Annotated in this window: 26 protein-coding genes; 9 read left to right on the forward strand and 17 right to left on the reverse strand. The window is 73.7% G+C overall.

Translation table 11 applies throughout. The features are described from left to right. Positions 1–29: 29 nt before the first annotated feature. Complete coding sequence (locus tag AB0B33_RS15390; protein ID WP_360771571.1) at positions 30–1,004, forward strand: cation diffusion facilitator family transporter; 975 nt, start codon at positions 30–32, stop codon at positions 1,002–1,004. On the opposite strand, the gene AB0B33_RS15395 is transcribed toward AB0B33_RS15390, so the two are convergent. Next, on the reverse strand, positions 1,001–2,194 hold the full coding sequence (locus AB0B33_RS15395) for an MFS transporter (protein WP_360771574.1): 1,194 nt from the start codon (positions 2,192–2,194) through the stop codon (positions 1,001–1,003). The two genes, AB0B33_RS15390 and AB0B33_RS15395, sit on opposite strands and share 4 nt — an antisense overlap. After that, a complete protein-coding gene (locus AB0B33_RS15400; protein WP_360771577.1) occupies positions 2,191–2,973 on the reverse strand; it encodes a DeoR/GlpR family DNA-binding transcription regulator in 783 nt (260 codons plus the stop codon). Before AB0B33_RS15400 ends, AB0B33_RS15395 begins: the two co-directional genes overlap by 4 nt. 123 nt (positions 2,974–3,096) lie before the next feature. On the opposite strand from AB0B33_RS15400, the gene AB0B33_RS15405 reads away from it, so the two are divergent. Further along, complete coding sequence (locus AB0B33_RS15405; protein ID WP_247021898.1) at positions 3,097–3,684, forward strand: TetR/AcrR family transcriptional regulator; 588 nt, start codon at positions 3,097–3,099, stop codon at positions 3,682–3,684. On the opposite strand, the gene AB0B33_RS15410 is transcribed toward AB0B33_RS15405, so the two are convergent. Next, on the reverse strand, positions 3,681–4,784 hold the full coding sequence (locus tag AB0B33_RS15410; RefSeq protein ID WP_360771580.1) for a Gfo/Idh/MocA family oxidoreductase: 1,104 nt from the start codon (positions 4,782–4,784) through the stop codon (positions 3,681–3,683). The two genes, AB0B33_RS15405 and AB0B33_RS15410, sit on opposite strands and share 4 nt — an antisense overlap. Then, positions 4,781–5,515: a TIM barrel protein gene (locus AB0B33_RS15415; RefSeq protein ID WP_360771583.1), complete on the reverse strand. Its 735-nt coding sequence runs from the start codon at positions 5,513–5,515 to the stop codon at positions 4,781–4,783. The genes AB0B33_RS15410 and AB0B33_RS15415 overlap by 4 nt, the downstream gene beginning before the upstream one ends. Positions 5,516–5,713: 198 nt before the next feature. Here AB0B33_RS15415 and AB0B33_RS15420 point away from each other — a divergent pair, with 198 nt between their 5' ends. Both AB0B33_RS15420 and AB0B33_RS15425 read left to right on the forward strand, forming a co-directional pair. Further along, positions 5,714–5,908, forward strand: a complete 195-nt coding sequence (locus tag AB0B33_RS15420; RefSeq protein ID WP_360771586.1) for a hypothetical protein — start codon at positions 5,714–5,716, stop codon at positions 5,906–5,908. A gap of 77 nt (positions 5,909–5,985) precedes the next feature. Then, entirely contained in the window at positions 5,986–6,831 is an 846-nt protein-coding gene (locus AB0B33_RS15425) for an SAM-dependent methyltransferase (RefSeq protein ID WP_360771589.1), read from the forward strand. Between the two features lie 189 nt (positions 6,832–7,020). Here AB0B33_RS15425 and AB0B33_RS15430 read toward each other — a convergent pair whose 3' ends face one another. Genes AB0B33_RS15430 through AB0B33_RS15440 form a run of 3 tightly spaced genes read right to left on the reverse strand, consistent with a single transcriptional unit; the run spans position 7,021 to position 9,231 of the window. Continuing rightward, positions 7,021–7,980, reverse strand: coding sequence for a transporter (locus AB0B33_RS15430; RefSeq protein WP_360771591.1), 960 nt, complete (start codon positions 7,978–7,980; stop codon positions 7,021–7,023). Next, complete coding sequence (locus AB0B33_RS15435; RefSeq protein ID WP_360771594.1) at positions 7,968–8,828, reverse strand: ABC transporter ATP-binding protein; 861 nt, start codon at positions 8,826–8,828, stop codon at positions 7,968–7,970. Before AB0B33_RS15435 ends, AB0B33_RS15430 begins: the two co-directional genes overlap by 13 nt. Positions 8,829–8,841: 13 nt before the next feature. Next, a complete protein-coding gene (locus AB0B33_RS15440) occupies positions 8,842–9,231 on the reverse strand; it encodes a GntR family transcriptional regulator (protein WP_360771597.1) in 390 nt (129 codons plus the stop codon). A 116-nt stretch (positions 9,232–9,347) separates the two neighbouring features. On the opposite strand from AB0B33_RS15440, the gene AB0B33_RS15445 reads away from it, so the two are divergent. The 3 genes from AB0B33_RS15445 (at position 9,348) to AB0B33_RS15455 (ending at position 12,818) form a co-directional block, all read left to right on the forward strand. Continuing rightward, entirely contained in the window at positions 9,348–10,121 is a 774-nt protein-coding gene (locus tag AB0B33_RS15445; RefSeq protein WP_360771600.1) for a cyclase family protein, read from the forward strand. After that, positions 10,118–11,737: a thiamine pyrophosphate-binding protein gene (locus AB0B33_RS15450; RefSeq protein ID WP_360771602.1), complete on the forward strand. Its 1,620-nt coding sequence runs from the start codon at positions 10,118–10,120 to the stop codon at positions 11,735–11,737. Before AB0B33_RS15445 ends, AB0B33_RS15450 begins: the two co-directional genes overlap by 4 nt. Before the next feature lie 91 nt (positions 11,738–11,828). Further along, the gene (locus AB0B33_RS15455; protein ID WP_360771604.1) at positions 11,829–12,818 is read left to right on the forward strand and encodes a hypothetical protein; all 990 of its coding nucleotides are present in this window, start codon (positions 11,829–11,831) and stop codon (positions 12,816–12,818) included. Here the strand turns inward: AB0B33_RS15455 and AB0B33_RS15460 are convergent. Both AB0B33_RS15460 and AB0B33_RS15465 read right to left on the reverse strand, forming a co-directional pair. Then, positions 12,815–13,549: a GNAT family N-acetyltransferase gene (locus AB0B33_RS15460; protein ID WP_360771606.1), complete on the reverse strand. Its 735-nt coding sequence runs from the start codon at positions 13,547–13,549 to the stop codon at positions 12,815–12,817. The two genes, AB0B33_RS15455 and AB0B33_RS15460, sit on opposite strands and share 4 nt — an antisense overlap. Before the next feature lie 7 nt (positions 13,550–13,556). Then, positions 13,557–14,003, reverse strand: a complete 447-nt coding sequence (locus AB0B33_RS15465) for an Lrp/AsnC family transcriptional regulator (protein ID WP_247021884.1) — start codon at positions 14,001–14,003, stop codon at positions 13,557–13,559. Between the two features lie 149 nt (positions 14,004–14,152). Between AB0B33_RS15465 and AB0B33_RS15470 the strand changes: the two genes are divergently transcribed. Next, positions 14,153–17,545, forward strand: coding sequence for an indolepyruvate ferredoxin oxidoreductase family protein (locus AB0B33_RS15470; RefSeq protein WP_360771608.1), 3,393 nt, complete (start codon positions 14,153–14,155; stop codon positions 17,543–17,545). On the opposite strand, the gene AB0B33_RS15475 is transcribed toward AB0B33_RS15470, so the two are convergent. The 4 genes from AB0B33_RS15475 to AB0B33_RS15490 form a co-directional block, all read right to left on the reverse strand. Beyond that, entirely contained in the window at positions 17,526–18,146 is a 621-nt protein-coding gene (locus tag AB0B33_RS15475) for a response regulator (RefSeq protein WP_247025074.1), read from the reverse strand. The two genes, AB0B33_RS15470 and AB0B33_RS15475, sit on opposite strands and share 20 nt — an antisense overlap. 65 nt (positions 18,147–18,211) lie before the next feature. Then, on the reverse strand, positions 18,212–19,177 hold the full coding sequence (locus tag AB0B33_RS15480) for a DJ-1/PfpI family protein (protein ID WP_360771610.1): 966 nt from the start codon (positions 19,175–19,177) through the stop codon (positions 18,212–18,214). A gap of 1 nt (position 19,178) precedes the next feature. After that, positions 19,179–19,685 carry an ATP-binding protein gene (locus tag AB0B33_RS15485; protein ID WP_247021881.1) on the reverse strand — a complete coding sequence of 169 codons (507 nt, stop codon included), beginning with the start codon at positions 19,683–19,685 and terminating at the stop codon, positions 19,179–19,181. Positions 19,686–19,865: 180 nt separating this feature from the next. After that, entirely contained in the window at positions 19,866–20,507 is a 642-nt protein-coding gene (locus AB0B33_RS15490) for an NAD(P)H-dependent oxidoreductase (protein ID WP_247021880.1), read from the reverse strand. Between the two features lie 82 nt (positions 20,508–20,589). On the opposite strand from AB0B33_RS15490, the gene AB0B33_RS15495 reads away from it, so the two are divergent. Further along, on the forward strand, positions 20,590–21,063 hold the full coding sequence (locus tag AB0B33_RS15495) for a MarR family winged helix-turn-helix transcriptional regulator (RefSeq protein ID WP_360771614.1): 474 nt from the start codon (positions 20,590–20,592) through the stop codon (positions 21,061–21,063). A 4-nt stretch (positions 21,064–21,067) separates the two neighbouring features. Here the strand turns inward: AB0B33_RS15495 and AB0B33_RS15500 are convergent, their stop codons facing one another. The 4 genes from AB0B33_RS15500 to AB0B33_RS15515 all read right to left on the reverse strand — a co-directional run bounded on the left by AB0B33_RS15500 (position 21,068) and on the right by AB0B33_RS15515 (position 25,039). Next, a complete protein-coding gene (locus AB0B33_RS15500) occupies positions 21,068–21,670 on the reverse strand; it encodes a precorrin-3B C(17)-methyltransferase (RefSeq protein ID WP_360771617.1) in 603 nt (200 codons plus the stop codon). Between the two features lie 22 nt (positions 21,671–21,692). Next, positions 21,693–23,474 carry a glycoside hydrolase family 76 protein gene (locus AB0B33_RS15505; protein ID WP_360771620.1) on the reverse strand — a complete coding sequence of 594 codons (1,782 nt, stop codon included), beginning with the start codon at positions 23,472–23,474 and terminating at the stop codon, positions 21,693–21,695. Positions 23,475–23,567: 93 nt separating this feature from the next. Further along, the gene (locus AB0B33_RS15510; RefSeq protein ID WP_360771623.1) at positions 23,568–24,146 is read right to left on the reverse strand and encodes a CPBP family intramembrane glutamic endopeptidase; all 579 of its coding nucleotides are present in this window, start codon (positions 24,144–24,146) and stop codon (positions 23,568–23,570) included. Further along, positions 24,143–25,039 carry an NAD(P)H-binding protein gene (locus tag AB0B33_RS15515; RefSeq protein ID WP_360771626.1) on the reverse strand — a complete coding sequence of 299 codons (897 nt, stop codon included), beginning with the start codon at positions 25,037–25,039 and terminating at the stop codon, positions 24,143–24,145. The genes AB0B33_RS15510 and AB0B33_RS15515 overlap by 4 nt, the downstream gene beginning before the upstream one ends. Between the last annotated feature and the right edge of the window lie 9 nt (positions 25,040–25,048).

Genomic DNA, 25,048 nt, shown 5'->3' on the forward strand with positions numbered 1-25,048 from the left:
CTGCGTGTATGCGCAGATAGACTTCCGCCATGACCGGACACGGACACGGCCACTCGCGGTGGCGCCCGCACAGCCACGACAGCAGCGATCGCGTCGACCACGCCCTCGAGACCAGCCGGCGTGGGGTGCGGACGCTCGTGTGGTCCTTCGCCGCGCTGTTCGTCACCGCCGTCGTGCAGCTCGGGCTCGTGCTGGTCACCGGGTCGGTGGCGCTGCTGGGCGACACCGTCCACAACTTCGCCGACGCGCTCACCGCCGTGCCGCTCGGCGTCGCGTTCTTGCTCGGCCGCCGGGCCGCCACCCGGCGCTACACCTACGGGCTCGGGCGCGCCGAGGACCTGGCCGGAGTGGTCGTCGTGCTGGTCGTCGCCGCTTCGGCGGCCATCGCCGGGTACGAATCCGTGGTGCGGCTGCTCCACCCGGCGCCGGTCGGACACCCGTGGGTGGTCGCCGCGGCCGGGGTGGTCGGGTTCGCCGGCAACGAGCTGGTCGCGCGCTACCGGATCGAGGTCGGCCGCGAGATCGGCTCGGCCGCGCTGGTCGCCGACGGGCTGCACGCGCGTGCGGACGGCTTCACCTCGCTCGCGGTCGTCGCGGGGGCGGCGGGTGTCGCGCTCGGGTTCCCGATCGCGGACCCGGTCGTCGGGCTCGGCATCACCGTCGCGATCTTGTTCGTCCTGCGCGACGCGGCCAAGGAGGTGTTCCGGCGGTTGCTGGACGCCGTCGACCCCGCCTCGGTCGAGCTGGCCGAACGCACCGCGCGTGCCGTCGAGGGGGTGCTCGGCACCCGGGACCTGCGGATGCGGTGGATCGGGCACCAGCTGCGGGCCGAGCTGGCCGTCACCGTCGCGGCGGAGCTGACGGTCGAAGCCGCGCACGCCCTGGCGCACGAGGTGGAACACCGGCTGGTGCACACGATCCCGCGGCTGACCGCGGTCACCGTCCACACCGAACCGAGCGCGGGCGCGGACCGGGCGCACGAGGCGGTGACCCACCACCCCTAGCCGACGGGTTGCTCCGCCGGTTCCGGCTTCGGGCTCAGCACCCCCGCGGACAACGCCGCCAGCACGCAGAGGATCACCGGCAGCGCGAACGTCACGTTCAGCGGCAGCCAGTGGGTCAGGCCGCCGATCACCGCCGGGCCGGCCAGCAGGCCGACGTAACCGAGGCCGACCACGCGGGCCATCAGGGCGCCCGACGCGCGGGTGTCCAGGTTGCCCGCCGCCGTGAACAGCTGCGGGACGCCGCCCGAGAGGCCGAGGCCGAACAGTGCCCAGCCGACCAGGGACACCGGGACCCACGGGGCCGCCGCGGCGATCGTCAGGCCGACCGCGGCGAGCGCCGCGCCGTAGCGGACGATCGCCGCCGGGCCCGCCCAGGCCGCGACGCGGTCGGTGAGGAAGCGGCCGGTCGTCATGGCCACCGCGAAGGCGCCGTACGCGAACGCCGCGGTCGACGCCGACGTGCCGAGCACCTTTTCCATGTGCAGCGCGGCCCAGTCGTTCGCCACGCCCTCGGACAGCATGAGCGCGAGCGCCAGCAGGCCGAGCAGCCACACCACGCGACCCGGGGTGCGGCGGCGGGCCGGCGCCGCTTCCGGCTCCTCCGAAACGGCCGAAGGCGCGTCGGACGGCTCCATCAGGAACCGCGCGGACACCAGGGAAAGCAGCACGCACAGCAGGCCGGTGCCGGTGAGCGTGACGCCGGTGGGCACGCCCGCGCCGAGCGTCGCGGCACCGATGACCGCGGCGATCGCGCCGCCGATCGACCACATCGCGTGGAACGCCGCCATGATCGGGCGCGGGTAGGCCCGCTCGACGACGACCGCGTGCGCGTTCATGCCGACGTCGATGGCGCCGTTGCCGAAGCCGAACAGCACCAGGCCGAGACCCAGCGCCCACCACGAATCCGCGAAGCCGGGCGCGCACAGCGCGAGGCCGAGGAACACCCCCGCGGCGGGCACGAGCCGCCGGTGGCCGAGGCGGTCGACGAGCGGGCCGGCCACCTGCATGCCGGCGAACGCGGCGCCGCCGAGCACGAGCAGCAACGCGCCCAGCGTGGTGTGCGAGATGCCGGTCGCGCGCTCGACGTTCGGGATGTGCACCACCCACATGCCCATCCCGAACCCGTTGAGGCCGAAGAACATGAAGGTCGCGAACCGGGCGGCGCGCGGGCGGGGCGGGGCGGTCGTCATCGGCTCTCCGTGGTGGTGGGGACGGCGACGTGCACCAGCACGCCGCGTTCGGTCAGCGCCGCGCGCTGGGCTTCGGGGGCGCCCGGGTCGGTGATCACGACGTCCGGGCGCTCGGCGGGGCAGACGTGGGCGAGCGCGGCCCGGCCCCACTTGGCGCCGTCGGCGAGCACGATCGTCCGCGCCGACACCGCCAGCGCCTGCCGCTTGACCTCCGCGTCGGCGAGGTCGAACGCGGTCAGCCCGTCCTCGACGCCGAACGCGCAGGGGCTCAGCACCGCGACGTCGAACCGCAGCGCCCGCAGCGAAGCCAGCGTCAGCGGGCCGACCAGCGCCTGCTCCCCCGGCCGCGGCTCGCCACCGGGCAGCAGCAGGCGGACGCCGGGCGCGTCGGCCAGCTCGCGGACCGCGTGCAGGGACAGCGGCATCACCGTCACCGGCCGCTCGCGCAGCAGGCGCGCCAGTTCCAGCGCAGTCGTGCCGCTGTCGAGGACGATCGTCTCGCCGTCGCGGATCAGCTCCGCCGCCGCGGCCGCGATGGCCCGCTTCGCCGCGACCGCCGCCGTGGCCCGGGCCGCGAACGGGGGCTCGACGCCGGACGGGGACGCCGGGACCGCGCCGCCGTGCACCCGGCGCAGCACGCCGCGCGAGGCCAGGTTGTCGAGGTCGCGGCGCACGGTCATCTCCGACGCGCCGGTCGCCGAGGCCAGCTCGGCGACACCCACCAGGTCGGCGTCGCGCAGCCGCTCCACGATCACCCGCTGCCGTTCCGCGCTCTTCACCCCGCGATGCTCGCAAGTCCCGCTCGTTCGCACAACCGATTTGTTCGGACGCTCACGCTGTTTGTGCGAACCGCCGCTGCGGCATGATGGTGCCGTGCACGCCGCCGAGACCACCGCGACCCCGTGACCGGGGGCTACCTGAAGGGCCGGATCCGCCGCGAGGACATCATCACGGCGGCGGCCGTGGCGTACGGCGAGCTCGGTTACCACGGTTCGTCGCTGCGCGAGATCGCCAAGCGCGTCGGCATTTCGCACGCCGGCCTCCTCTACCACTTCCCCACCAAGGAAGCGCTGCTCGCCGCCGTGCTCGAACGCCGCGACGCCGACGACTCCGAGCGCGAGCAGCTGGGGGTGCCGGCCGGGCTGGAGGTCCTGCGCCACTTCGTCGCCCTCGCCGAGCACAACGTCCGCCACCCCGGGATCGTCGACCTGTACTCGCGGCTGGCCGCCGAAGCGGTCGCGCCGGACCACCCCGCGCACGACTACTTCCGGCGCCACTACCGGGCCGCCCGCGCGGGCGTGCACGAGTCGTTCGAGGTGCTGGCGGCCCGCGGCCAGCTGCGGGCCGGCGTCGAACCCGCAGTGGCGGCGCTGACGTTCATCGCGCTGATGGACGGGCTCCAGGTGCAGTGGCTGACCGTGCCCGGCGACGTGGACCTGGTCGGCTCGCTGCGCTTCTACCTGCAGAACCTGCTCACCGTCCCGGTCTAGAGGGTCTTCGCGTACGGGTCCCAGCCCGGCGGCAGCGCCGGCGGGACCTCGACGGTGCTCGCGACTTCGACGGTCTGCCCGCGCGTCAACGACTCCTCGATCGCCAGCATCGCGTCGAGCACGTGGTAGGCCAGGTCGCCGGACGCGCGTTCGGGCACCCCGGCCCGGATCGCCCGCGCCAGCTCCAGCGCGCCCGTCCCGCGGGACGCCGCGTGCCCGGCCGGCGCCAGTTCCTCGGGTTCGGCGTGGCCGGTCAGGTGCAGCACGGTCGCGCCGTCGAACCGGTTGGGGTCCGGGAGCACGGCGGTGCCGAGCGTGCCGGTCAGCTCGACGAACCCGGTGCGCTTGAGGCCCGAGTCGAAGCTCAGCACGAGCTGCGCGGAGCCGCCCGCGGCGAACTCGACGAGCGCGGTCACCGTGGTCGGCACGGTCACCGGGAACTCCGTCCCGGCGCGCGGCCCGGACCCGATGACGCGGGTGTCGCGCGCCCGCCCGCCGGCGCCGGTGACCCGCCGGATCGGCCCGAGCAGCTGCACCAGCGTCGTCAGGTAGTACGGGCCCATGTCCAGCAGCGGCCCGCCGCCGGCCTGGAAGAGGAACTCCGGCGCCGGGTGCCAGCTCTCCGGCCCGGGCACCTGGAACAGCGCCAGCGCGGTCAGCGACCGCCCGATCCGGCCCGCGTCGAGGGCCTGGCGCGCGGTCTGCAGCCCGGCGCCGAGGACGGTGTCGGGCGCGCTGGCGACGCGCAGGTTCTTCTCCCGTGCCCGATCGAGGAGCTTGCGGCCGGTCTGCCGGTCCAGGGCGAGCGGCTTCTCCGCCCAGACGTGCTTGCCCGCTTCCAGCGCGGCCAGCCCGACGTCGACGTGCGCGACCGGGACGGTCAGGTTGACCACGAGCTCGACGTCCGGGTCGTCGAGCAGCTCGGCCACCGTGCCCGACCGCGGGACGCCGTACTCGGCCGCGCGGGCCGCCGCCCGCTCCGTGTCGAGGTCGGCGATCCGGAGCACGCGGACGTCCGGGAAGCTCGTGAGGTTCTCGAGGTAGGTGCCGCTGATGACGCCGGCGCCGACGAACCCGACGCCGACCGGGCCGCCGGTCACCGGCCGGCGCCGGTCAGGAAGGCGTGGCTGGCGGCGATGGCTTCGAACAGGTCGCCGTCGAAGGCGTCGAACTCGATCACGCGCAGCGCGTCCGGCGCGGCGGCCAGGACGCCGGCGATCGGCACCCGGCCCTGCCCGGCGGGGAGCTGGCCGGTGGCGTCGGTGGCCAGGCCGCCGTCCTTGACGTGGATCGCGCGGACCCGGTCGCCGAGGCGCCGCAGCAGGGCGGGGGCGTCCTCGCCGCCGGCGGTGGCCCAGTAGGTGTCGACCTCCAGCGCCACGGCCGGGTCGAGCTGCTCGGCGAAGACCTCGAACGCGCTGCGGCCGCCGAACCGGGACTCCAGCTCCCACCAGTGGTTGTGGTAGCCGACGCGCACGCCGTGCTCGGCCGCGAGCTTGGCGGCGGCGTTGAGCGCCTCCGCCGTCGCCGCGATGTCCGCCGGGTCCTGCCACTGCTCGGGCTTGACCAGCGGGTCGATCACCAGGCCGATGCCCAGCTCGGCGGCCGCGGCGAAGACGGCCGCCTGGTCGGCGCCGAGCAGGCGGGCGTGCGCGGTCGGCGCGCTCAGGCCGTTCGCGGGCAGCCCGGCCCGTAGGGCCTCGGCGTTCTCGACGACGCCGTAGGGCTCCACCTGCGTGAAGCCGATCGCGGCGAGCCGCCGCAGGGTTTCGGCGGGGTCGGCCGCGAAGGCGTCGCGGACCGAGTACAGCTGCACGGAAAGGTCGCTCATCCCCAGCTCCTGAAGTCACGGTGGGCTCTGCCCAGATTTCTACCACCTGGTCAGAATTGACACCAGGGAATCGGCGCCCGGTCCACTCCGACGGCGGCACGAGGTGCCCGGCGTCACGACGGCCCGTGTTTTGGCCAGGCCCCATCGGGGCAGTAACGCCGGTGAGCGGACGGACGAACCGACGCGGGAGGTGCCGGAGTGGACAGGGCAGGGGACGAAGTGGACCCGGGGGCCATCGGCCACCCCTGGTCCCGCCGCGACCTGACAGAACTGTCCGAGGCCGCGCGCGACCTGGACCGCCGGATCGAGCAGCACCTCGCCCGGCTGCGCCGCGAACGCGCCGCCCGGGCCCGCGACGACATCCCGGACCAGCGGCTGCGCCCCAGCGGCTGACCTCGCCTTCACCGCCCGGACGCGACCTACTACGCTGGGTTGCGCACCGCCACCCGCCGAAGTCCTGCGAGGTCGCCATGTCCGAGACGCTGTCCCCGAGCCAGAAGCCGGTGGGAGTCCACCCCGACCGGCCGAGCATCGCGCGGATCTACGACGGCTTCCTCGGCGGCAACAACTACTACGAGGTCGACCGCGTCGTGATGGAGAAGATCCGCGCGGCGGTTCCCGAAGCGGTCGACATCGCCCGCGGCAACCGCGGCTTCCACAACCGGGCGCTGCGCATGCTGGCCGCGCAGACCGGCATCCGGCAGTTCCTCGACTGCGGCTCCGGCCTGCCGACGGCGGAGAACACGCACCAGATCGTGCAGCGCATCGACAAGGACCACACGGTCGTCTACGTCGACAACGACCCGGTGGTCCTCGCGCACGGCCGCGCGCTGCTCGTCGAGAACGACTTCACGCACATGGTCGAAGCGGACATCTTCCAGCCCGAAGCGGTGCTGGGGAACGAGGATGTGCGCCAGCACATCGACTTCACCGAGCCGGTCGCGCTGCTGCACGTCGGCACGATGCACCACTTCGAGGGCGACGGCGCGGTCGACGTCATGCGCGCGTACATCGACGCGCTCGCCCCGGGCTCGTACGTGGTCCTTTCGCACTTCTTCGACCCCGAGGTACCGGAGCTGACCGAGATCGCCAAGCGCATCGAGCAGATCCTGGTCCAGGGCCCGCTCGGCGCCGGCCGGTTCCGCACCCGCGCCGAGATCGAAGGCATGCTGCCGGGGCTCGAGTTCGTCCAGCCCAACGCCACTTCGGCGCCGGGCCTGGCCGTGTGCGACGAGTGGTGGCCGGACGGACCCCGCCTCACCCCGCTGTCCGGCTCGGCGAAGTGTGTGGCTGGGATCGTCGGCGTCAAGCGCTAGCGCAGCCGCCAGAGGTGGTCGGCGGTCCCGGTGTCGCCGAACTGCACCACCCGCGCGCTGTCCACTGTGGACATCGGCAGTGCCCGCGGAGGCCGTCGAGCTGTAGCCGCAGACCTTCCGGGCGCGGAGCGCGGCGTTCTACCGGTCAGATACAACGTGGTGAATCCGCCGTTCGCCGGTGCCGGTGCGTCAGGCGATGGTGCGGATCCGGCGGATCGCGAAGAAGACCAGCGCCGCCGTCAGCACCGCGAAGATCGCGGTCTCGATGCCCTGGAACGTCCAGAACCGGTCCCCCGGCTGGTATTCCAGCCAGTTGGTCACGTCGCCCGCGGCGCACTGCCCGGGCGGGCACGGCCCGATCCGGGCTTCCGGCAGCACCAGGCGACCCGTGACGTCGTGGACGTCCTGGGCCAGGATCCAGTCGCCCGACGCCGGGTTCGGGGTCTGCGTGCCCGTCGGCGGGAACGTCAGCAGTTCGGCCGGCAGGTAGCGCGGGCGGGCGAGGACCTCCACCGCGACGCGGACGACCGCGTACCCGGCCAGCGCGAGCGCCATCGACGGGACCACGCGCGGCCGGTACGTGCCCGCGAAGATCCCCAGCGCGAGCGCGAACAGCGTGTACGCGACCGGCACGATCCCCTGGACGTCGAACGCGAGGAACGCGAGGCGGCCGGTGCTCGCGGCGACCAGTGGCTCGAACCACCACGACACGCCCAGCGCGTATCCGGTCGCCAGCACGGCCGTGATGGCACCGGTCACGCCGAACGTCGTGAGCGCCCAGCGCAGCCGGCTCACGCCCTGTGTCCACACCAGACGGTGGGTGCCCTGCTCGATCTCGCGGGCCACCAGCGGCGCGCCGAAGAACACGCCGACCAGGGCCGGCAGGACCACGAACAGGACGGCGACGAACTGCAGGTTCCCGAACTCCCGCTGGAATTCGTGGCCGAGGCTCTCGCACCGCGCCACGGCCTCGGTCTGCGTGATCATCGACGTCGTCCCGAGCGCGGCCCGGCACGAGCCGAGGCCGAAGGCGTCGAACTTCGCGCGCATCGCCAGCCCGGTCGGCACCATGACCGCGGCGAGCAGGCCGGACGCGACGAGCGCGAACAGCGCGGGCTTGCGGTGGCGGCGCCAGGTCAGCCAGAGCACGCGGGCACCTCCGCGGCGAGGTGGCCGAGCACCAGGTCTTCCAGGCCGACCTCGTGTTCCGTCCACAGTGGATCGATCGGACCGGCGCGGCGCACCAGCAGTGTCGCCTGGCGTTCGGAGTGGTGCGCGCGGATGACCTGGGCGACGCCCGCGATCTCGTCACTGCCCGCCCGCGGGCCGACGACCGTGCGGTGCGCGTCGAGCAGCTCGTCGACCGGCCCGGCCAGCCGGACGCGGGCGTCCTGGAGCACGACCAGGTGGTCGCAGGTGCGTTCGAGGTCGATCAGCAGGTGCGACGACAGCAGCACGGTGGTCCCGTCCTCGGCCACCGCGCCCATCAGCGTCCGCAGGAACTCGCGGCGGGCCAGCGGGTCCAGGCTCGCGATGGGCTCGTCGAGCAGGAGCAGCCGCGGCCGCTTGGCCAGTGCGAGCGCGAGGGCGACCTGCGCGCGTTGCCCGCCCGAAAGCTTGCCGGCCGGGCGGTCGAGCGGGACGCCGAGCGCGCCGAGCCGCTCGCGGGCCGGCGCGGCGTCCCAGCGGCGGGGGTTCAGCTTGCCGCCCATGGTGATCAGCTCGGCCGCGGTGAAGTCCCGGTAGAGCGGCGTGTCCTGGGCGACGAAGCCGATCTCGGGGAGCGCGGCGGCGGGTGGGCGGCCGAACACACGCACGTCGCCCGAGTCCGGCCGCAACAGCCCGGCGGCCAGGTGCAGGAGGGTGGTCTTGCCGGCGCCGTTCGGGCCGGCCAGCGCGACGATCCGCCCGGCGGGGACGGCGAGCGCGCAGTCGCGCAACGCCCACGTGCGCCCGTACCGCTTGCCCAGCCCGCGGGTTTCGATCGCCAGCTCCACGTTCGGCCCCCACTCACCCGCGCGGTGCCGCTGTCCCGCGCATCGTCGTCTCGATCAGCGCCGCGATGTCGTCCGGCGTCATCCCCGCCGCTTCGGCGCGCTCCAGCCACCCGACGAGCTCGTCCCGCAGCTGCGCCTGTGCGCCCAGCGACGGGCCGGCCAGATCGCCGGTGACGAACGTGCCGACCCCCGGCCTGCCCTCGGCCAGGCCCTCGAGGACCAGCTCGCGGTAGGCCTTGAGCACGGTGTTCGGGTTGATCGCCAGGTCCTGCGCGACGTCCCGGACCTTCGGCAGCTGGTCGCCGGGGCGCAGCAGGCCGACCCGCAGCGCCTGCTTCACCTGCACGACGAGCTGCATGTACGTGGCGACCCGGGAACGGCCGTCCAGGACGAACTCGATCACCCGGCCTCCTACTGTCCTAGGTCAGTAAGACAACACCGGGAAGCACGGCGCTGTCAAGCGGGCGCCCGCGGGCATAGGGTTCCGACCGAGACGCACACCGGCACCGGGAGGCAGGCATGTCGTTGTTGGACGGACTGGGCGAGGCGATCACGTCGGGGGCGATCGAGATCGTCGACCTCACCGCGCCCCTGAGCTCGAGCACGCCGATCCTGCAGCTGCCGGAACCGTTCGCCAACACCATCCCGTTCCGGCTGGAGGAGATCAGCCGCTACGACGAGCGCGGCCCGCGCTGGTACTGGAACGACATCCACACCGGCGAGCACACCGGCACCCACCTCGACGCACCCGTCCACTGGGTGTCCGGAAAGGACGGTCACGACGTCTCGCAGGTGCCGCTGAAGACGCTCGTCGCGCCCGCCGTCGTCCTCGACTTCTCCGCGCGGGCGGCGCAGGACCCGGACTTCCTGCTGTCGGTCGACGACGTCCGCGCGTGGACGGCCGAGCACGGGCCGCTGCCCGACGGCGGCTGGCTGCTCTACCGCACCGGCTGGGACGCGCGCAGCGAGGACCAGGCCGGCTTCCTCAACGCCGACGAAACCGGGTCGCACTCCCCCGGCGTCTCGCCCGAGTGCGCGCGGTGGCTCGCCGGGGAAACGCCGATCACCGGGCTCGGCGTCGAGACCGTCGGGACCGACGCGGGGCAGGCGCCCGCCCTCGAGCCGATGTTCCCGTGCCACGAACTCCTGCTGGGCGCGGGCAAGCACGGCCTGACGCAGCTGCGGAACCTGGCCTCGCTGCCGCCGACCGGGACGATGCTGGTGGTCTCGCCGCTGCCGATCGTCGGCGGCTCCGGCAGCCCGGCCCGCGTGCTCGCGCTGGTGGAGCGGTGAACGTCGCCGAGCTCGTCGGCCGCACCCTCGCGAACCTCGGCGCCGGCACGGCGTTCGGCGTGGTGGGCAGCGGCAACTTCGAGGTGACGAACGCGCTGCGCGCGGGCGGGGTCCGGTTCGTCGCCGCCCGCCACGAGGGCGGCGCGGCCAGCATGGCCGACGCCTACGCCCGGATGAGCGGGAAGGTGTCGGTGCTGTCGCTGCACCAGGGCTGCGGGCTGACCAACGCCGTCACCGGGATCACCGAAGCCGCCAAGAGCCGGACGCCGATGCTCGTGCTGACCGCCGACTCCGCGGGGGCGTCGGTGCTGTCGAACTTCCGCGTCGACCAGGACGGCCTGGCCGCGGCGGTCGGCGCGGTGCCGGAGCGCGTGCACTCGGCCGCGAGCGCGGTCGCCGACACCGTGCGGGCCTTCCGGACCGCGCGGCAGCAGCGGCGGACGGTCGTGCTGAACCTCCCGCTCGACGTCCAGGCCGAACCCGCGCCCGCGTCCCCCGCGCTGCCGGCCGTCCCGGGGCCCGCGGCGGTCCGGCCGGACACCGCCTCGGTGACCGGGTTCGCGGACCTCCTCGCGGCCGCCGAGCGGCCGGTGTTCATCGCCGGCCGCGGTGCCCGCGGCAGCCGGGACCCCTTGCGGGAACTGGCTTCGCGGTGCGGCGCGCTGCTGGCGACGTCCGCCGTGGCGCACGGGCTCTTCCACGGCGACCCGTTCGCGATGGGCATTTCCGGTGGGTTCGCGTCGCCGACGACCGCCGAACTGATCCTCGGCGCCGACCTCGTCGTCGGCTGGGGCTGCGCGCTGAACACGTGGACGACCCGGCACGGCAAGCTGCTCAGCCCGCACGCGAAGCTCGTCCAGGTCGACGTCGAGCAGGCGGCCCTCGGCGCGCACCGGCCGGTCGACCTCGGCGTCGTCGGCGACGTCGCCGGCACCGCGGCCGAGGTGCTGGCCGTGACGGAGGAGCGCCAGGGGTACCGCACCGACGACGTCGCCGCGCGGATCGCGGCCGGGCGCTGGAACGACGTCGAGCACGAGGACCTGTCCCGCGGCGGGCGCATCGACCCGCGGACGCTGAGCAAGCTCCTCGACGACCTCCTGCCGGCCGAGCGGATCGTGTCGATCGACTCGGGCAACTTCATGGGCTACCCGAGCGCGTACCTCTCCGTGCCCGACGAGCAGGGTTTCTGCTTCACGCAGGCGTTCCAGAGCATCGGGCTGGGCCTGGGCACGGCGATCGGCGCGGCACTCGCCCGCCCGGACCGCCTGCCCGTGCTGGGCACCGGCGACGGCGGGTTCCACATGGCACTGTCCGAACTGGACACCGCGGTGCGGCTGGAGCTGCCGCTGGTGGTCGTCGTCTACAACGATGCCGCGTACGGCGCGGAAATCCACCACTTCGGCGACGCCGACATGACGACGGTCCGCTTCCCCGACTCCGACCTCGCCGCCATCGGCCGCGGTTTCGGCTGCGCGGGCGTGACGGTCCGGTCGGCCGAGGACCTGTTCGCGGTGCGCGACTGGCTGGCCGGCCCGCGGACCGCGCCGCTGGTGATCGACGCGAAGATCGCCGACGACGGCGGTTCGTGGTGGCTCGCGGAGGCGTTCCGGCACTGACCCGGTCTTGACAACCGTCGGGGCCGGGCTGAATGCTGGCCGAGTTGTCCTACAGTCGTAGGACAGTGGGGGAACTAGTCATGGAGCTTCGATGCGACTCTTCCTGGCCGTACTGGCGGCCGTCACCCTGTTCGCCGCGCCGGCGGACGCGGGGCAGTCCCACCCGCCCGCCGACGCCGCGGGCGCCTTCCTGGCCGCGTTCGACGACCACTCGATCGTCGCGAAGTCCAGCCCGGACGTCGGGACGTTCCTGGCCGACCTCGTGCGCGACCCGCGCTTCCCCGGCCGCGTGAACGACATCGCCGTGGAATGCGGGAATTCGCGGCTGCAGCCGCTGCTGGACGACTACATCGCCGGCGGCGACGTCCCCGACGTGAGCCGGGTCTGGCGTGACACGACCCAGCCGAGCTGCGGGTTCTCGACGTTCTACGAGCAGTTGTTCGCCTTGGTCCGGCAGGTCAACACGACGCTGCCCACCGCGAAGAAGATCCGGGTGCTGGCGTGCGACCCGCCGATCGACTGGAGCCGCGTCCGGGCCCCGGCGGACCTGGAGCCGTTCCTGGACCGCGACACGACGATCGTCTCGGTGGTGGAGACGCAGGTGCTGCAGAAGCACCGGAAGGTCCTGATGCTGTTCGGCCTGGGGCACTTGACGCACGACGGCGGCAGCGGCGCGGTCGCCCGCCTGGAGCGCGCGCACCCGGGTGCGGCGTACGTCGTCGCCGACCACCGCGGGTTCACTGTGGACAATGCGCGGCTCGAGCGGCGGCTGGGATCGTGGCCCGCTTTGGTGCCGCTGAAGGACTCCTGGCTGGGCGGGCTCGACACGACGACGTTCCCGGTGAACCGCGACTACCCGCCGGGCACCCGGGGTTTCCCGGGCGTGGACGCGTACCTGTACGAAGGTCCCGCGGACACGCTGCTGCGCGAACCGTTGTCGGCCCGCGCGATCCTGGACACGAACTACCTCGACGAACTCCGGCGCCGGGCGGCCGCGATCCAGGCACCGCCGGACGGGCTGGAGTGGCCGGAGTTCTTCTTCGAGCGGGAGCGCACGTCCGGCGTCCTGCTGCGCGGCTAGCGTCGCGCGGCTGGCCGGTGCGAGACCCAGACGTTCGGCTCGACGTAGACCGCGAAGTCCCCGGCCGCCGAAACGAACACCGGGGCGAGTGCGCCCGGGACCGTCACCACGCCGTCGCGGTCGAACGGCAGGCCGGTCCAGCGGCGCCAGTCCGCCAGCGGGGCCTGGACCGTCGCCGAACAGGGGGCGATCGCCTCGATGCGGCCGCCCGCGCGGACGTGGGTGCGCAGCCAGCGGTCGGCGGGCAACCCGTCCGCGCGGGTCTCGGCGGCGTACTCGCGCATCGGCTTCGACGGCACCGCCGCCTTGTCCGGCGGCCGGACCGGGATCACCAGCGATTCCAGCCCGGCCGCCGCCGCGGCTTCGCGCATCGCGGCCAGCACCGTGCCCGAGTGGCCGCGGCCCTGGTGGTCCGGGTGCACCGCGATCTCCAGCGCGCACGCGGTGTCCGGTACGACGTCGTCGAGCGCGTCCTCCGCGGCCCACACCGCCACTTCGTCCCAGCCGCGGGCGGGCAGCGACCCGCGGCCGCGGAACGGCACCATGATCCCGCGCGCGATCGGCCGCTCACCGTCGAGCAAGGCCACGACCAGGTGCGGCCAGCGGCGGGCCACCCGGCGGCCGCGGACCAGCAGGCTCGCCAGGCTGCCCGCCATGAACGCCGGCGAACCGGGCGGGTACGGGATGGCGTAGACGGCCTCGGCCAGGTCCGGCCGCCGGGCCAGCGTCACCAGCACCTCAGGTGCCCCGGGACCACGACTCCAGCGCGATCAACGTCTTCGTCCCGGTCACCTGGTGGTGCCGCCGGATCTCGTCGATCGTCTTCTGCAGGTGCGCCATGTCGCGCACCCGCAGCCACACCAGCGCGTCCGGGTCGCCCGCGATCGTGAACACCGCCTGGGCCTCCGGCATGCGGGTCGTCGTGCGCAGGATCTCCGCGACCTTCGTGTTGCCGACGAAGCGCAGCTCCGTGAACGCCTCGATGCCCCAGCCCAGCTTCGCGTGGTCGACCTGGACCGTGAAGCCCGTGATCACGCCGGTCTCGCGCAGCCGGTCGATGCGGCGCTTGACCGCGGCCGTCGAGAGCGTGACGCGGCCGGCGATGTCGGACAGCGTGCGGCGGGCGTCCTCGCGCAGCAGGCCGAGGATCTCGTGGTCGGTCGCGTCGAGCAGCTCTTCGGGCATGCGCAGGAGCCTAACTCCGCGCAAAATTCCGAGCCAGCCGGAGCGCAGGGCCTCCGAAGTTTGCGTATAGAGTCCCGGAACGCCAACACCTGTTGCGTCGCTGTGGCCGGCGTCGCACTGTGCCCGGAAGCACATCGAGAGGAGCCGCCGTGGCGACGTTCACGCTCGAGGACCGCTATCTGCGGGAAGCGGGAATCGTGCACCTGACCGGGGTGCAGGCCCTGGTCCGGCTGCTGTTCGACCGCGTCCGCCACGACCGCGCCCGGGGTGGCGACCCCGCCGTCTTCGTCTCGGGCTACGAGGGCTCGCCGCTGGCCGGGTACGACCTCGAGCTCGGCCGCCGCTCGACGCTGCTGGAGAAGCACGACGTCGTGCACCGGCCCGGCCTCAACGAGGAGCTGGCCGCGACCTCGGTGATGGGCAGCCAGCTCGTCGCGGGCGCCGGCGGGCAGCGCGGCGTCACCGGGTTCTGGTACGGCAAGGCCCCCGGCCTCGACCGGGCCTCCGACGCGCTGCGCCACGCCAACCTCGCCGGGACCGACCCGCGCGGCGGCGCGGTCGCGCTCGTCGGCGACGACCCGAACGCGAAGTCCTCGACCGTCCCCTGCGCGTCCGAGCTCGCCCTCGCCGACCTGGCGATCCCGATCCTCTACCCGGTCGACTCGCAGGACGTCCTCGACCTCGGCATGCACGCGGTCGAGCTGTCCCGCGCGGCCGGCGTGTGGACGTCGCTGAAGGTCGTCGCGAACGTCGCCGACGCGTCCGGCACCGCGACTGTGAGTCCACAGTGGACCGCGCCGGAAATCGAACGGGCGTACCGGCACACCCCGACCTCGCGGCTGCTCGGCACCAGCCTCGCCGAGCTGGAACGCAGCCTGTTCACCGTCCGGTTGCCGCTGGTCACCGAGTACCTGCGCGCGAGCGGGATCAACCGCATCACCGCGCGCGGGCCCGCCGACCGGATCGGCATCGTCTCCGCCGGCAAGTCCTACCTGGACCTCCAGCAGGCGCTGCGCGCGCTCGGCCTCGACGCGGGCGCACTGGCGAAGTACGGCATCCGCGTGCTCAAGCTCGGCGCGATCCACCCGCTGGAGCCCTCGATCGTCCGCGAATTCGCCGACGGGCTCGAGGAGATCGTCGTCCTCGAGGAGAAGCGCTCGTTCATCGAAACGGCGCTCAAGGAGGTCCTCTACGGCGTTCCCGGCGCCCCCGCGGTCACCGGCAAGAAGGACCGCGACGGCCGCACGCTGTTCACCGAGCTCGGCGAGCTGGACCCGGACGGCATCGCGGCCGGGCTGGCCCGGCGGCTGCCCGAGGGCATCCCGCCGGTCGACGCCTACCGCGGCCGCCGTCGCCGCGAACGCATCTCGGTGCCGCTGCTCGCGCGCACGCCGTACTTCTGCTCGGGCTGCCCGCACAACTCGTCGACGAAGGTCCCGGAGGGCACGCTCGTCGGCGGCGGCATCGGCTGCCACACGATGGCCCTGTTCATGGAGCCCGACCAGGTCGGCACCGTCCTCGGCGTGACGCAGATGGGCGGCGAGGGCACGCAGTGGATCGGCATGGCGCCGTTCGTCGAGGCCGACCACTTCGTGCAGAACATCGGCGACGGCACCTTCACCCACTCCGGCAGCCTCGCGGTGCGCGCGGCGGTCGCGGCCGGCGTCAACATCACCTACAAGCTGCTCTACAACTCCGCCGTGGCGATGACCGGCGGCCAGGACGCGGTCGGCGGGCTGCCCGTCGAGAAGGTCGCCGAGCTGCTCCTCGTCGAGGGCGCGAAGCGGGTCGTGATCACCAGCGACGCGCCCGCGAAGCTGCGGCGCCGCAAGCTCCCCGCCGACGTCGAGGTGCTCGACCGCACCGAACTCCTGACCGCGCAAGAGGAACTCGCCGCCGTCAAGGGCGTCACGGTGCTGATCCACGAGCAGGAGTGCGCGGCCGAGAAGCGCCGGAAGCGCCGTCGCGGCAAGCAGCCGACCCCGACGACCCGCGTGGTGATCAACGAGCGCGTCTGCGAAGGCTGCGGCGACTGCGGGACGAAGTCGAACTGCCTGTCCGTGCAGCCGGTGGCGACCGAGTTCGGCCGCAAGACCACGATCCACCAGTCGTCGTGCAACGTCGACTACTCCTGCCTCGCCGGCGACTGCCCGTCGTTCGTCACCGTGGTGCCGACCGGGAAGAAGCAGCGGCGCAAGCTGACCGAGCTCGCCGCGGACGCGATCCCGGCGCCCGCGATGGCCGGCAAGGACTTCACCGTGCGGATCACCGGCATCGGCGGCACCGGTGTCGTCACCGTGACGCAGATCCTCGCGACGGCGGCGGTGCTCGACGGGCGCCACGTCCGCACGCTCGACCAGACCGGCTTGGCGCAGAAGGGCGGCGCCGTCGTCTCCGACCTCAAGGTGACGGCGGAACCGGTCGAGCAGGCTCCGAAGCTCGCCGCCGGCGAGTGCGACCTCTACCTGGCGTGCGACGCGCTCGTCGGCGCGGACGCGACGAACCTGGCCGTGGCCGACGCCGCGCGGACCACCGCGGTCGTCTCGACGACGGAGGTCCCGACCGGCCGGATGGTCGTCGACACGACCGTGTCCTTCCCGGCGCCCGGCAGCGTCCTCGCGCCGCTGGAGGCCGCGGCCGCGCGCACGGTTTCCCTCGACGCCCGCGGCCTCGCCGAGGAGCTCTTCGACGACGACCAGTTCGCCAACGTCCTCCAGCTCGGCGCCGCGTACCAGACCGGCGCGATCCCACTGCCGGCCGCGGTGATCGAGCGCGCGATCGAGCTGAACGGCACCGCGGTGGCCGCGAACCTGCAGGCGTTCCGCCGCGGCCGTCAGCTCGTGGCCGAACCCGAAGCCCTCACGACGGCTCCGGCGCCGGAGCGCAAGGTCACGCAGCCGTCCGCGCGCAAGCTGGTGCACGCGGAGCCCGGCTCCGAATTGGCACGGCTGCTCGACATCCGGATCCCGGACCTGGTCGCCTACCAGGACAAGCGCTACGCCCGCGCGTACGCCGAGTTCGTCGAGCGGGTGCGGGTGCTGGAGGACGGGCCGACGGAAATCACCGAGGCCGTCGCGAAGCACCTGTACAAGCTGATGGCGTACAAGGACGAGTACGAGGTCGCGCGGCTGTCGCTGGACCCCGCGTTCACCGACGGCCTGGCGGAGCAGTTCGGCGACGGCACGAAGTACGCCTACCGGCTGCACCCGCCGGTGCTGCGCGCGCTCGGCATGAAGCGCAAGATCAGCCTCGGCCCGTGGTTCCGCCCGGCGTTCCGGCTGCTGCACGCGCTGCGCAAGCTGCGCGGCACCCGGCTCGACCCGTTCGGCCGCGCCGAGGTGCGGCGGGTCGAGCGCGAGCTGGTCGAGGACTACCGCGGCACGATGCTGCGGGCGTTCGACGCCGGTGCCGCCGACCGGGCGCGGGTGCTCGCGCTGGCCGAGCTGCCCGACCTGGTGCGCGGCTACGAAGACGTCAAGCTGGCCAACGTGGCCCGGTACCGGGAGAAGCAGGCGGAGCTGCTCACGCTCGTAAGTAGCTGAGCATGCCGTGGTCGGGGACGCGCAGCTTCGCGCTGACGTCCCCGGCGTGCTGCCGGGCGGCCGCGGTGCCGATACCGAGCAGGCGCCCGATCGTCGGCACCGAATGGCCCTCGGCCAGCAGCGCGACGACCTCGCACTCGCGGTCGGTCAGCGCGGCCACCGGGTCGCCGGGCCGCCGCCGGGCCAGCTGGACCGCCACGACGTCCCGGTCCAGCACCGTGCCCCCGGCCGCGACCCGGCGGAGGGCGTCGAGGAACTCGTCGGGCTTGCCGACGCGCTCCTTGAGCAGGTAGCCGGCGCCGCCCCCGCCCGCGGCCAGGAGGTCGCCCGCGTAACCGTCTTCGACGAACGCCGACAGCGCGAGGATCGCCAGCCCCGGCACCCGGCGCCGCGCTTCGAGGGCGGCGCGGAGCCCTTCGTCGGTGAACGTCGGCGGCAGGCGGACGTCGACGACGGCCAGGTCCGGCGCCGCCGCGACGACCGACGCCACCAGGTCGCCCGGGTGGTCGACGGCCTCGACGACGTCGAAACCCTCGCTGCGCAGGAGCAGCACGAGCCCCTCCCGCAGCAGGGCGTCGTCCTCCGCGATCACGATCCGCACGGCGGCTTCCTCCTCCGGTCCACGCACTTCCCCTGCCTGGTGCACGGATCCGCGGCCGGAAGCGTTCAGGCGATGCCGGTGGTCCGGAAGCGGGCGCGGTAGTCGCTCGGCGGCACCCCGAGGTTGCGCACGAAAGCGCGTCGCAACGTCTCCGCGGTGCCGAAGCCCGCGCGGCGCGCCACGACGTCCAGCGGGTCGGTCGTGCGCTCCAGCTGCTGCTGGGCGGCCTCCAGCCGGACCTGCTCGACGAACCGCGCCGGGGTGCGGCCGAGCTCTTCGCGGAACAGGCGGGTCAGGTGCCGGGTGCTGACGCCGGCGCGGGCCGCCAGGTCGCCGAGGGTGTGCGGGCCCGCGGGATCGGCCGCGACGGCGTCCAGGACACCGCGGAGCAGCTCCGTGCGCGGGCGGCCGGTTTCCAGGCGCACGCTGAACTGCGACTGACCGCCCGGGCGCTGCAGGAAGACGACCAGGTGCTTGGCGACCAGCCGGGCCACCTCCGCGCCGAGGTCTTCCTCGACCAGCGCCAGCGCGAGGTCGATGCCGGAGGTGACGCCGGCCGAGGTGATGACCGGGCCGTCCTTGACGAAGATCGCGTCGCCGTCGACGTGAACGTGGGGGAAGCGGCGGGCGAGCTGGTCGGTGAGGTCCCAGTGCGTGGTGGCGCGCCTGCCGTCGAGGACACCGGCCGCGGCCAGCGCGAACGCGCCCGCGCAGACCGACGCTGTCCGGGCCGCGCCGTCGGCGAGCCGGCGGATCTGGGCGATCAGATCGGCGTCGGCGATCGTGCGGGCCCATTCGGGACCGCCGGGCACCAGCACGGTCGCGTCGCGGGGATCCGCCGCCGCGAGGTCGAGGTCGGCACCCAGCCGCGTCCCGGTGTTGGTGCGGACGTCGGTGCCGCCGGGCGACGCCGTCCGCAGTCCGTAGCGGCCGCCGTGCTCGTTGGCCTCGGCGAAGACCTCCAGCGGGCCCGAGACGTCGAGCAGGCGGACGCCGTCGTAGAGGACGACGAGGACGGGCCGGGTGCGCACCTCAGCCGTCGGCGGACCAGCCGCTCAGCCGGGTCAGCAGGCGCTCGAGCACCTGCGGGTCGGCGGCGACCGGGTCGCCGGAAACCGGCTCGTCGACCAGGGTCCGGCGGTCCTGGCGGCGCGGCAGGCGCACCTGGCGCGCGCTCATCCCGCCGGGCAGCGCCAGCTCGCACCAGGTCGTGCGCGCGCCGCCCACGCCGTGTTCGACGCCCACGCGCTCGCCGGGTCCGGCCTTCGGTTCCGGCAGGCCGGGGACGTCGTCGTCGACCTCGACCACCAGCACCTCGGCGGTCAGCCGCAGCCGCAGCGTCACGAAGGACGGCGCCTTGGGGTTGCCGGCCTCGATCACGGCTTCGACCAGCCGTCTGGCGGCCGCGGTGGTCTGCTCCAGCATGGGCCGCAGGGACCAGTCCGTGAGAATCAGGCGGACGAACAGCTCGGTGACCGGCAGCGCACTGGGCTGCGCGACGAGCCTGATGTCGTCCATCTGGGAGGTGTGCGCGCTCAAACCTGACCTTCCTCACCCAGGTGCGGCCTCCGCGGGGTGCCGCAACTGCCAACCCGCCCGCGGCGGCACGGTACCGCCCGCGCCCGGCGCCACCGCCGTCGGGTCCCCAGGTGAAGCGCCCCGATGTGGCGTTCTGGGCGTCAGACGCACCGAACGCCACATCGGGGTGGTCGGGGACGGTCAGACGTGGGCGGGGACCCACAGCTCGTCGATGGTCCGCTCCGCCGTCGCCAGGCTCGCGTCGGCCAGCGGGATGAGCTCCGCCATCGCCGGGTTGACGTGGGCCAGCGTCAGCTCCGCCGTGATGAAGCGCGGCTCCAGCCCGGTCAGCGAGACGCCGTGCGGGAGCCACTGCTCGGCGTGGTCCCAGCCCTCGCGGGGCGTGCCTTCGCCGTACCCGCCACCCCGGGAGGCCAGCACGATGAACTCGCGGCCGCCCAGCAGGCCCGTCCGGGTTTCGTGGTCGACCGAGAGGCCCGGGGCGATCAGGTGGTCGACCCAGGTCTTGACGCTGCTCGGCGCGCCGAAGTTGTACAGCGGCAGGCCCAGCAGGACCGTGTCGGCCGCCTTGATCTCGGCGACCAGCTCGGCGGTGCGCGCCCACGCGGCCGCCTGCTCCGGCGTGTGCTGGTCCGGCGGCACCATGCCGGCCAGGCCGCTCGCCGAGTCGATGTGGGGCAGCGGGTGCGCGCCCAGGTCGCGGTAGGTGACCGTGCCGTCCGGGTGCGCGGCGCGCCACGCCGCCGCGGCCCGCGCGCTGAGCCGGCGGCTCACCGAGCGCTCGCCCTGGATGCTCGAGTCGATGTGGAGGAGGTGCGCCATGTCGTTAGCCATCCATAGATCGTTGATGTAAGACAAACCATTAATAGCACACCGACCGTTGAGCCGCCCATATACTGGGCGCATGACGTCGCTGCCGGTCGTGAACCAGCCGCCCCACCGCTGTGGGGCGCTGCTCGGCCAGCTGACGCGGCGGCTGCAGACCCGCAGCGATTCGGTCCTCAAGCCCCTCGGCCTGCGCCCGCGCCACCTGATCGCCCTGACCGTCCTGCGCGACCTGGGCGGCAGCTCGCAGCAGGACCTGGCGAAGATCCTGGAAATGGACAGCACGAACGTCGTCGGGCTGCTCAACGACCTCGAGGCCGAGAACCTGATCGAGCGCCGCCGCTCCCCCGTCGACCGGCGCCGGCACGTCGTCGAGCTCACCGACGTCGGCGTGAAGCTGCTGGTCCGGGCCGAATTCGCGCTCGCCGCGGTCGAGGACGAGGTGTTCAGCGCGCTGAGCGACGACCAGCGCGAGCAGCTCTACGAACTGCTGCACCAGGCGACGAACAAGTCCGAGACGCAGGCCTGCACCGAGGCCGTGTCGGACTGCTGAGGGCTCAGCCCCCGGCGATGTCCTTCGCCAGCTGCCGGGCCTCCGGCAGGCTGAACTTGCCGCTGATCTGCGTTTCCCCGCCGGTGATGGCCGACTGGACGGCCGGCGCGGTCAGCACGCGGCTCTTGAGCACCATCGCGACCTGCTTGCCGACGTTCTGCCCGGTCCACTCGGCCCAGGTCTGCGCGCCCTTGGCCGTGAAGCTGAGGGTGATGACCGGGCTCCCGGTCCGCGGATCGGCGACGGCGTCCACCCGGCTCACGTCCGCGCCGCTGAGGAAGCCCGGGCCGAGGACGTACTTCGTGCCCTGCGCGCGGTCGCAGCTGACCAGCGGCAACGCGGGGTCGTCCCGGCCGTCCAGGGGATCCGGCTCGCCCTGCGCGCAGTCGAAACCCAGCAAGGCGGCCTGCTGCGCGGCCGGATCGGTGCTCTGCCGTCCGGCCGCCGGGCCCGCCACCGGACCGGCTGGCGCCTCGGTCAGCACCGGCCGGAACCGCAGCACCGTCCCGTCCTTGACGACGAACCCCTTGGGCACGGCGTGCCCGGCGATCCCGGGCGAGCACCCGGTGGCGAGCACGGCCACGGCCGCGAGCAGGAGGATCCGCACGCGCCCATTCTGGCGTGCCCGCCTACCCGGCCGCCAGCAGCGCTTCCAGCCCGGACGTCTGCGTGCGCCAGTCGGCCGCGTTCGGCGTGGCCCCGGTCCAGCGCAGCCCGATCCGGTTCAGCGGGTCCCGGTCGCCCGCCCACAGCGCGTCCGCCTGCTTCCGCGCGAACGCGCGGTAGGTCGCCGAGCCCGTCGCGGTCGCGAGGTCGCCGAAGTACCGCATGAAGATGCCCTTGAATTGCTTCTGGTTGTCGTCGCAGGACCCCGTCTCGCAGGACTCGGCGAGCACGCCACCGGACGTCAGCCGCGTCATCGCCGCGTCGGCGAGCCGCTTCGCCGCGTCCAAATAGGACTGGACGCCGGTGCCGCGCCACAGTTCCAGCAGCCCGCCGATCCCGAGCCCCTGGTTGTACGTCCAGACCGTCTGGCCGTTGTTGGCGCAGGAGGACGTCAAGCCGTCGTTCACCAGCCCGGACGCGTTGACCAGGCCGCTGCCGAGGTACCAGTCACCCGCGGTGCGCGCCCGCTGCCCCCACAGCGTGTCACCGGCGATCCGCAGGTGCAGGGACGCGGTCAGCCGCAGGTGAAGGCCGGCGGTGACGGCGTTCTTGTACGTCCGCTCGCGGTCCCACCACACCCCGCCGCCGCAGGTGCCGGTGTCCCAGAACCCCTGGACGTAGTTCGCGATCGTCGTCGCCTCGGTCAGGTACCGCGCGTCGTGCGTCCGGTCGTAGACGGCGAGCCAGGCCAGGCCCCACCACGCGCTGTCGTCGATCGCCCGGCTGACGAAGTGCCCGTCGATCGGGTCGGAACTCCTTGCCCCGGCGGGGAAAGCGACCCGGTTGACGTCGAAGGTGCGCGCCAGCGCGCTGTCGAACCCGCCGGCGTCCGCGACCGCCGTGACCGCGACCGCGGAGTTCCACCAGCTCGACGGCCACCAGGCGGTGTACGGCTCGGAGGACCACATCAGGGCGTCGAGCGCGCCGGCCGCGCGGGTCGTCGCCGGGCGGGCCCAGGCCGTGCAGCCGCCCTGCGCGTGCGTGGCTTCGCGGCCGCACGCCCGGACCGCGCCGCCGTAGAGCCGGCCGCGGGGATCACGCGTGGCGAACGCTGTCGTGTGCGTGCCGGCCGCGCCCGCGGGGGTGCTCGTGCGGCCCAGCGACGAGCCGTCCGGCCAGCTCGCGCCGGCGTCCCACGAGCGGTCGAGCCAGATCTCGTCCCCGGCGCCGCCCGCTTCGATCCCGGCCCACGCCATCCCGCGGCCGTCGAAGTGGAGCCGGATCGTGCGGCCGAAGAGCGTCGCCGGCGCGACCGGCTGGCTGTCCCCGGCGCCCGGGGCGCTCCGGTCGCACGCGCTGTCGCAGACGTCCGGGTAGATCCAGGCCGTGCAGCCGACGCCTTGCGCGTCGCCGCAGGCGCGGACCAGGCCACGGCGGTGGTGCGCCGGGTCGGTCAGGTTGTACATCAGGGTGCGGGTGCCGGTCCACGAACCGGGGACGCTCGCCTTGCCCAGCAAGCCTTCCCAGGTGGCGCCGCCGTCCCAGGAGCGGTCGAGCCAGACGGCGTCGCCGGGGACGCCGTTGTCGATGCTCGCCCAGGCCATGCCGTCCGGGTCGGACGCGTGCAGCCGCAGCACGCGCCCGTTGAGCACCTTGTCGGGCAACGGAAAGCTCTCCCGCGCGGCTCGCGACGGGTCGAGGGTGTCGCACGAGGTGACGCACACCGCGACGGCGGTCGTCGCCGCGGTCGCGGGGATCGCGGCCGGGGAACCGAACACGAGCAGCAGCACGAGCAATGTCCGCATCGACATCCCTCTCCATGCACCGGGGTTCGTTCCAGCATAGGAACACCGGGGCCGTCCGGCGAAGGATTCTGTCCGGTTCCGGACAACAGTGGTCTAGTCCTCCGGCGGGAACAGCCGCGGCATGACCGCCAGCATCAGCGCGGACCACGCCACGTGGGTCAGCATCGGGGCCTGCACGCCGCCCGCGCGGTGGCGCTGCACGGCGAAGAGCGTCCCCATCACCGCGGAGGCCAGGACCAGCGCGGGGTTCCGCGTCGCCGTGGTCGACAGGACGTAGACCGCGGTGGCGCCGCGCGCCCCGAAGGCGTCGTAGAGCGCGCCGCGGAAGAACGCCTCCTCCGCCACGCCGGTGACCAGCGTCGTCACCGCCACCGACGGTGTCGAACCGCGGTGGGCGTGGTCGAGCACGCCGGTGATCGCGCGGCGCAGCGGCGGGATGTGCCGGGCCACCAACGCGCCGCCGTAGAACACGCCGAACGCGCCGACGCCGACCACCAGCGGCTGGACGACGTCCGGGCGGCCGCGCGGCACCCGGCCCGCCCCGGCGAACCAGGTCGCCGCGACCGACGCCGTGAGCGTGTGGAACCGGCGCGAACCGGGCCGGCTGGCCAGCGACGCGCCGAGCAGCCCGGACCCGGCGGCCGTGACGGCGGCCAGGAGCGCCCGTCTCACGCGGGCCGCCTGCTCTTCGCGCGTTCGCCCAGCGCCTGCAGCACGGCCTCGTCGTAGCCCAGCGGCTCGAACTCGACGATCCGGCGGATCGCGTCGTCGCGGACGACGACCTCGTTGGTCATCGAGTCGATCAGCGCCCGCCCGGTCGTCACGTCGATGTCGGTGACGAACGAAAGCCAGTACGACGACAGGCGCGGGGAGAGCAGCGGCACCGGCAGGATCAGCAGCGACCGGCCTTCGATCGCGGCGACGCGCTGCAGCATGTCCCGGTAGGCCAGCACTTCGGGGCCGCCGATCTCGAACGTCTTCCCCTCGGCCTCCGGGTGGTCGAGGACGCCGGCCAGGTAGCGGACGACGTCGGCGATCGCGATCGGCTGGGTGCGCGTGCCGACCCAGCGCGGGGTGATCATCGCCGGCAGGTGCTCGACCAGCTGCCGCGTCAGCTCCCACGACGTCCCGCCGTGGCCGATCACGATCCCGGCGCGCAGCACGGTGACCGGGACGCCGGTCTCCCCCAGCAGCCGTTCGACCTCGCGGCGGCTGGCCAGGTGCTCCGACAGCGCGTCGTCGTCGTCGCCGAGCCCGCCGAGGTAGACGATCCGGCTTACGCCGGCGTCGGCCGCGGCGCGGGCGAACGCGCGCGCGGCGTCGGCGTCACGGCGCTTGAAGTCCGCGCTGTCGAGTGAATGCACCAGGTAGTAAGCCGCTTCGACGCCCTTGAGCGCGTCACGCAGGGAGCCGACGTCGGCGACGTCGCCGCGCACGGCCTTCCCGGCCCCGCCGTACTTCGCGGGGTGGCGGGTCATCGCCAGCACCTCGTGCCCGGCCGATTCCAGCGCCGGGCACAACCGGCTGCCGACGAAGCCGGACGCACCGGCCACCAGTACCCGCATGCCCGCGAC

The sequence above is a fragment of the Amycolatopsis sp. NPDC049159 genome (assembly GCF_040648295.1).
Classification (GTDB): Bacteria; Actinomycetota; Actinomycetes; order Mycobacteriales; family Pseudonocardiaceae; genus Amycolatopsis; species Amycolatopsis pretoriensis_A.

Excerpts from the sequence above, each read along its gene's own strand:
- AB0B33_RS15390 (WP_360771571.1), top strand. The coding sequence starts at position 30 with ATGACCGGACACGGACACGGCCACTCGCGGTGGCGCCCGCACAGCCAC.
- AB0B33_RS15395 (WP_360771574.1), bottom strand. The coding sequence starts at position 2,194 with ATGACGACCGCCCCGCCCCGCCCGCGCGCCGCCCGGTTCGCGACCTTC.
- AB0B33_RS15415 (WP_360771583.1), bottom strand. The coding sequence starts at position 5,515 with ATGAGCGACCTTTCCGTGCAGCTGTACTCGGTCCGCGACGCCTTCGCG.
- AB0B33_RS15425 (WP_360771589.1), top strand. The coding sequence starts at position 5,986 with ATGTCCGAGACGCTGTCCCCGAGCCAGAAGCCGGTGGGAGTCCACCCC.
- AB0B33_RS15445 (WP_360771600.1), top strand. The coding sequence starts at position 9,348 with ATGTCGTTGTTGGACGGACTGGGCGAGGCGATCACGTCGGGGGCGATC.
- AB0B33_RS15455 (WP_360771604.1), top strand. The coding sequence starts at position 11,829 with ATGCGACTCTTCCTGGCCGTACTGGCGGCCGTCACCCTGTTCGCCGCG.
- AB0B33_RS15465 (WP_247021884.1), bottom strand. The coding sequence starts at position 14,003 with ATGCCCGAAGAGCTGCTCGACGCGACCGACCACGAGATCCTCGGCCTG.
- AB0B33_RS15490 (WP_247021880.1), bottom strand. The coding sequence starts at position 20,507 with ATGGCGCACCTCCTCCACATCGACTCGAGCATCCAGGGCGAGCGCTCG.
- AB0B33_RS15495 (WP_360771614.1), top strand. The coding sequence starts at position 20,590 with ATGACGTCGCTGCCGGTCGTGAACCAGCCGCCCCACCGCTGTGGGGCG.
- AB0B33_RS15505 (WP_360771620.1), bottom strand. The coding sequence starts at position 23,474 with ATGCGGACATTGCTCGTGCTGCTGCTCGTGTTCGGTTCCCCGGCCGCG.
- AB0B33_RS15515 (WP_360771626.1), bottom strand. The coding sequence starts at position 25,039 with ATGCGGGTACTGGTGGCCGGTGCGTCCGGCTTCGTCGGCAGCCGGTTG.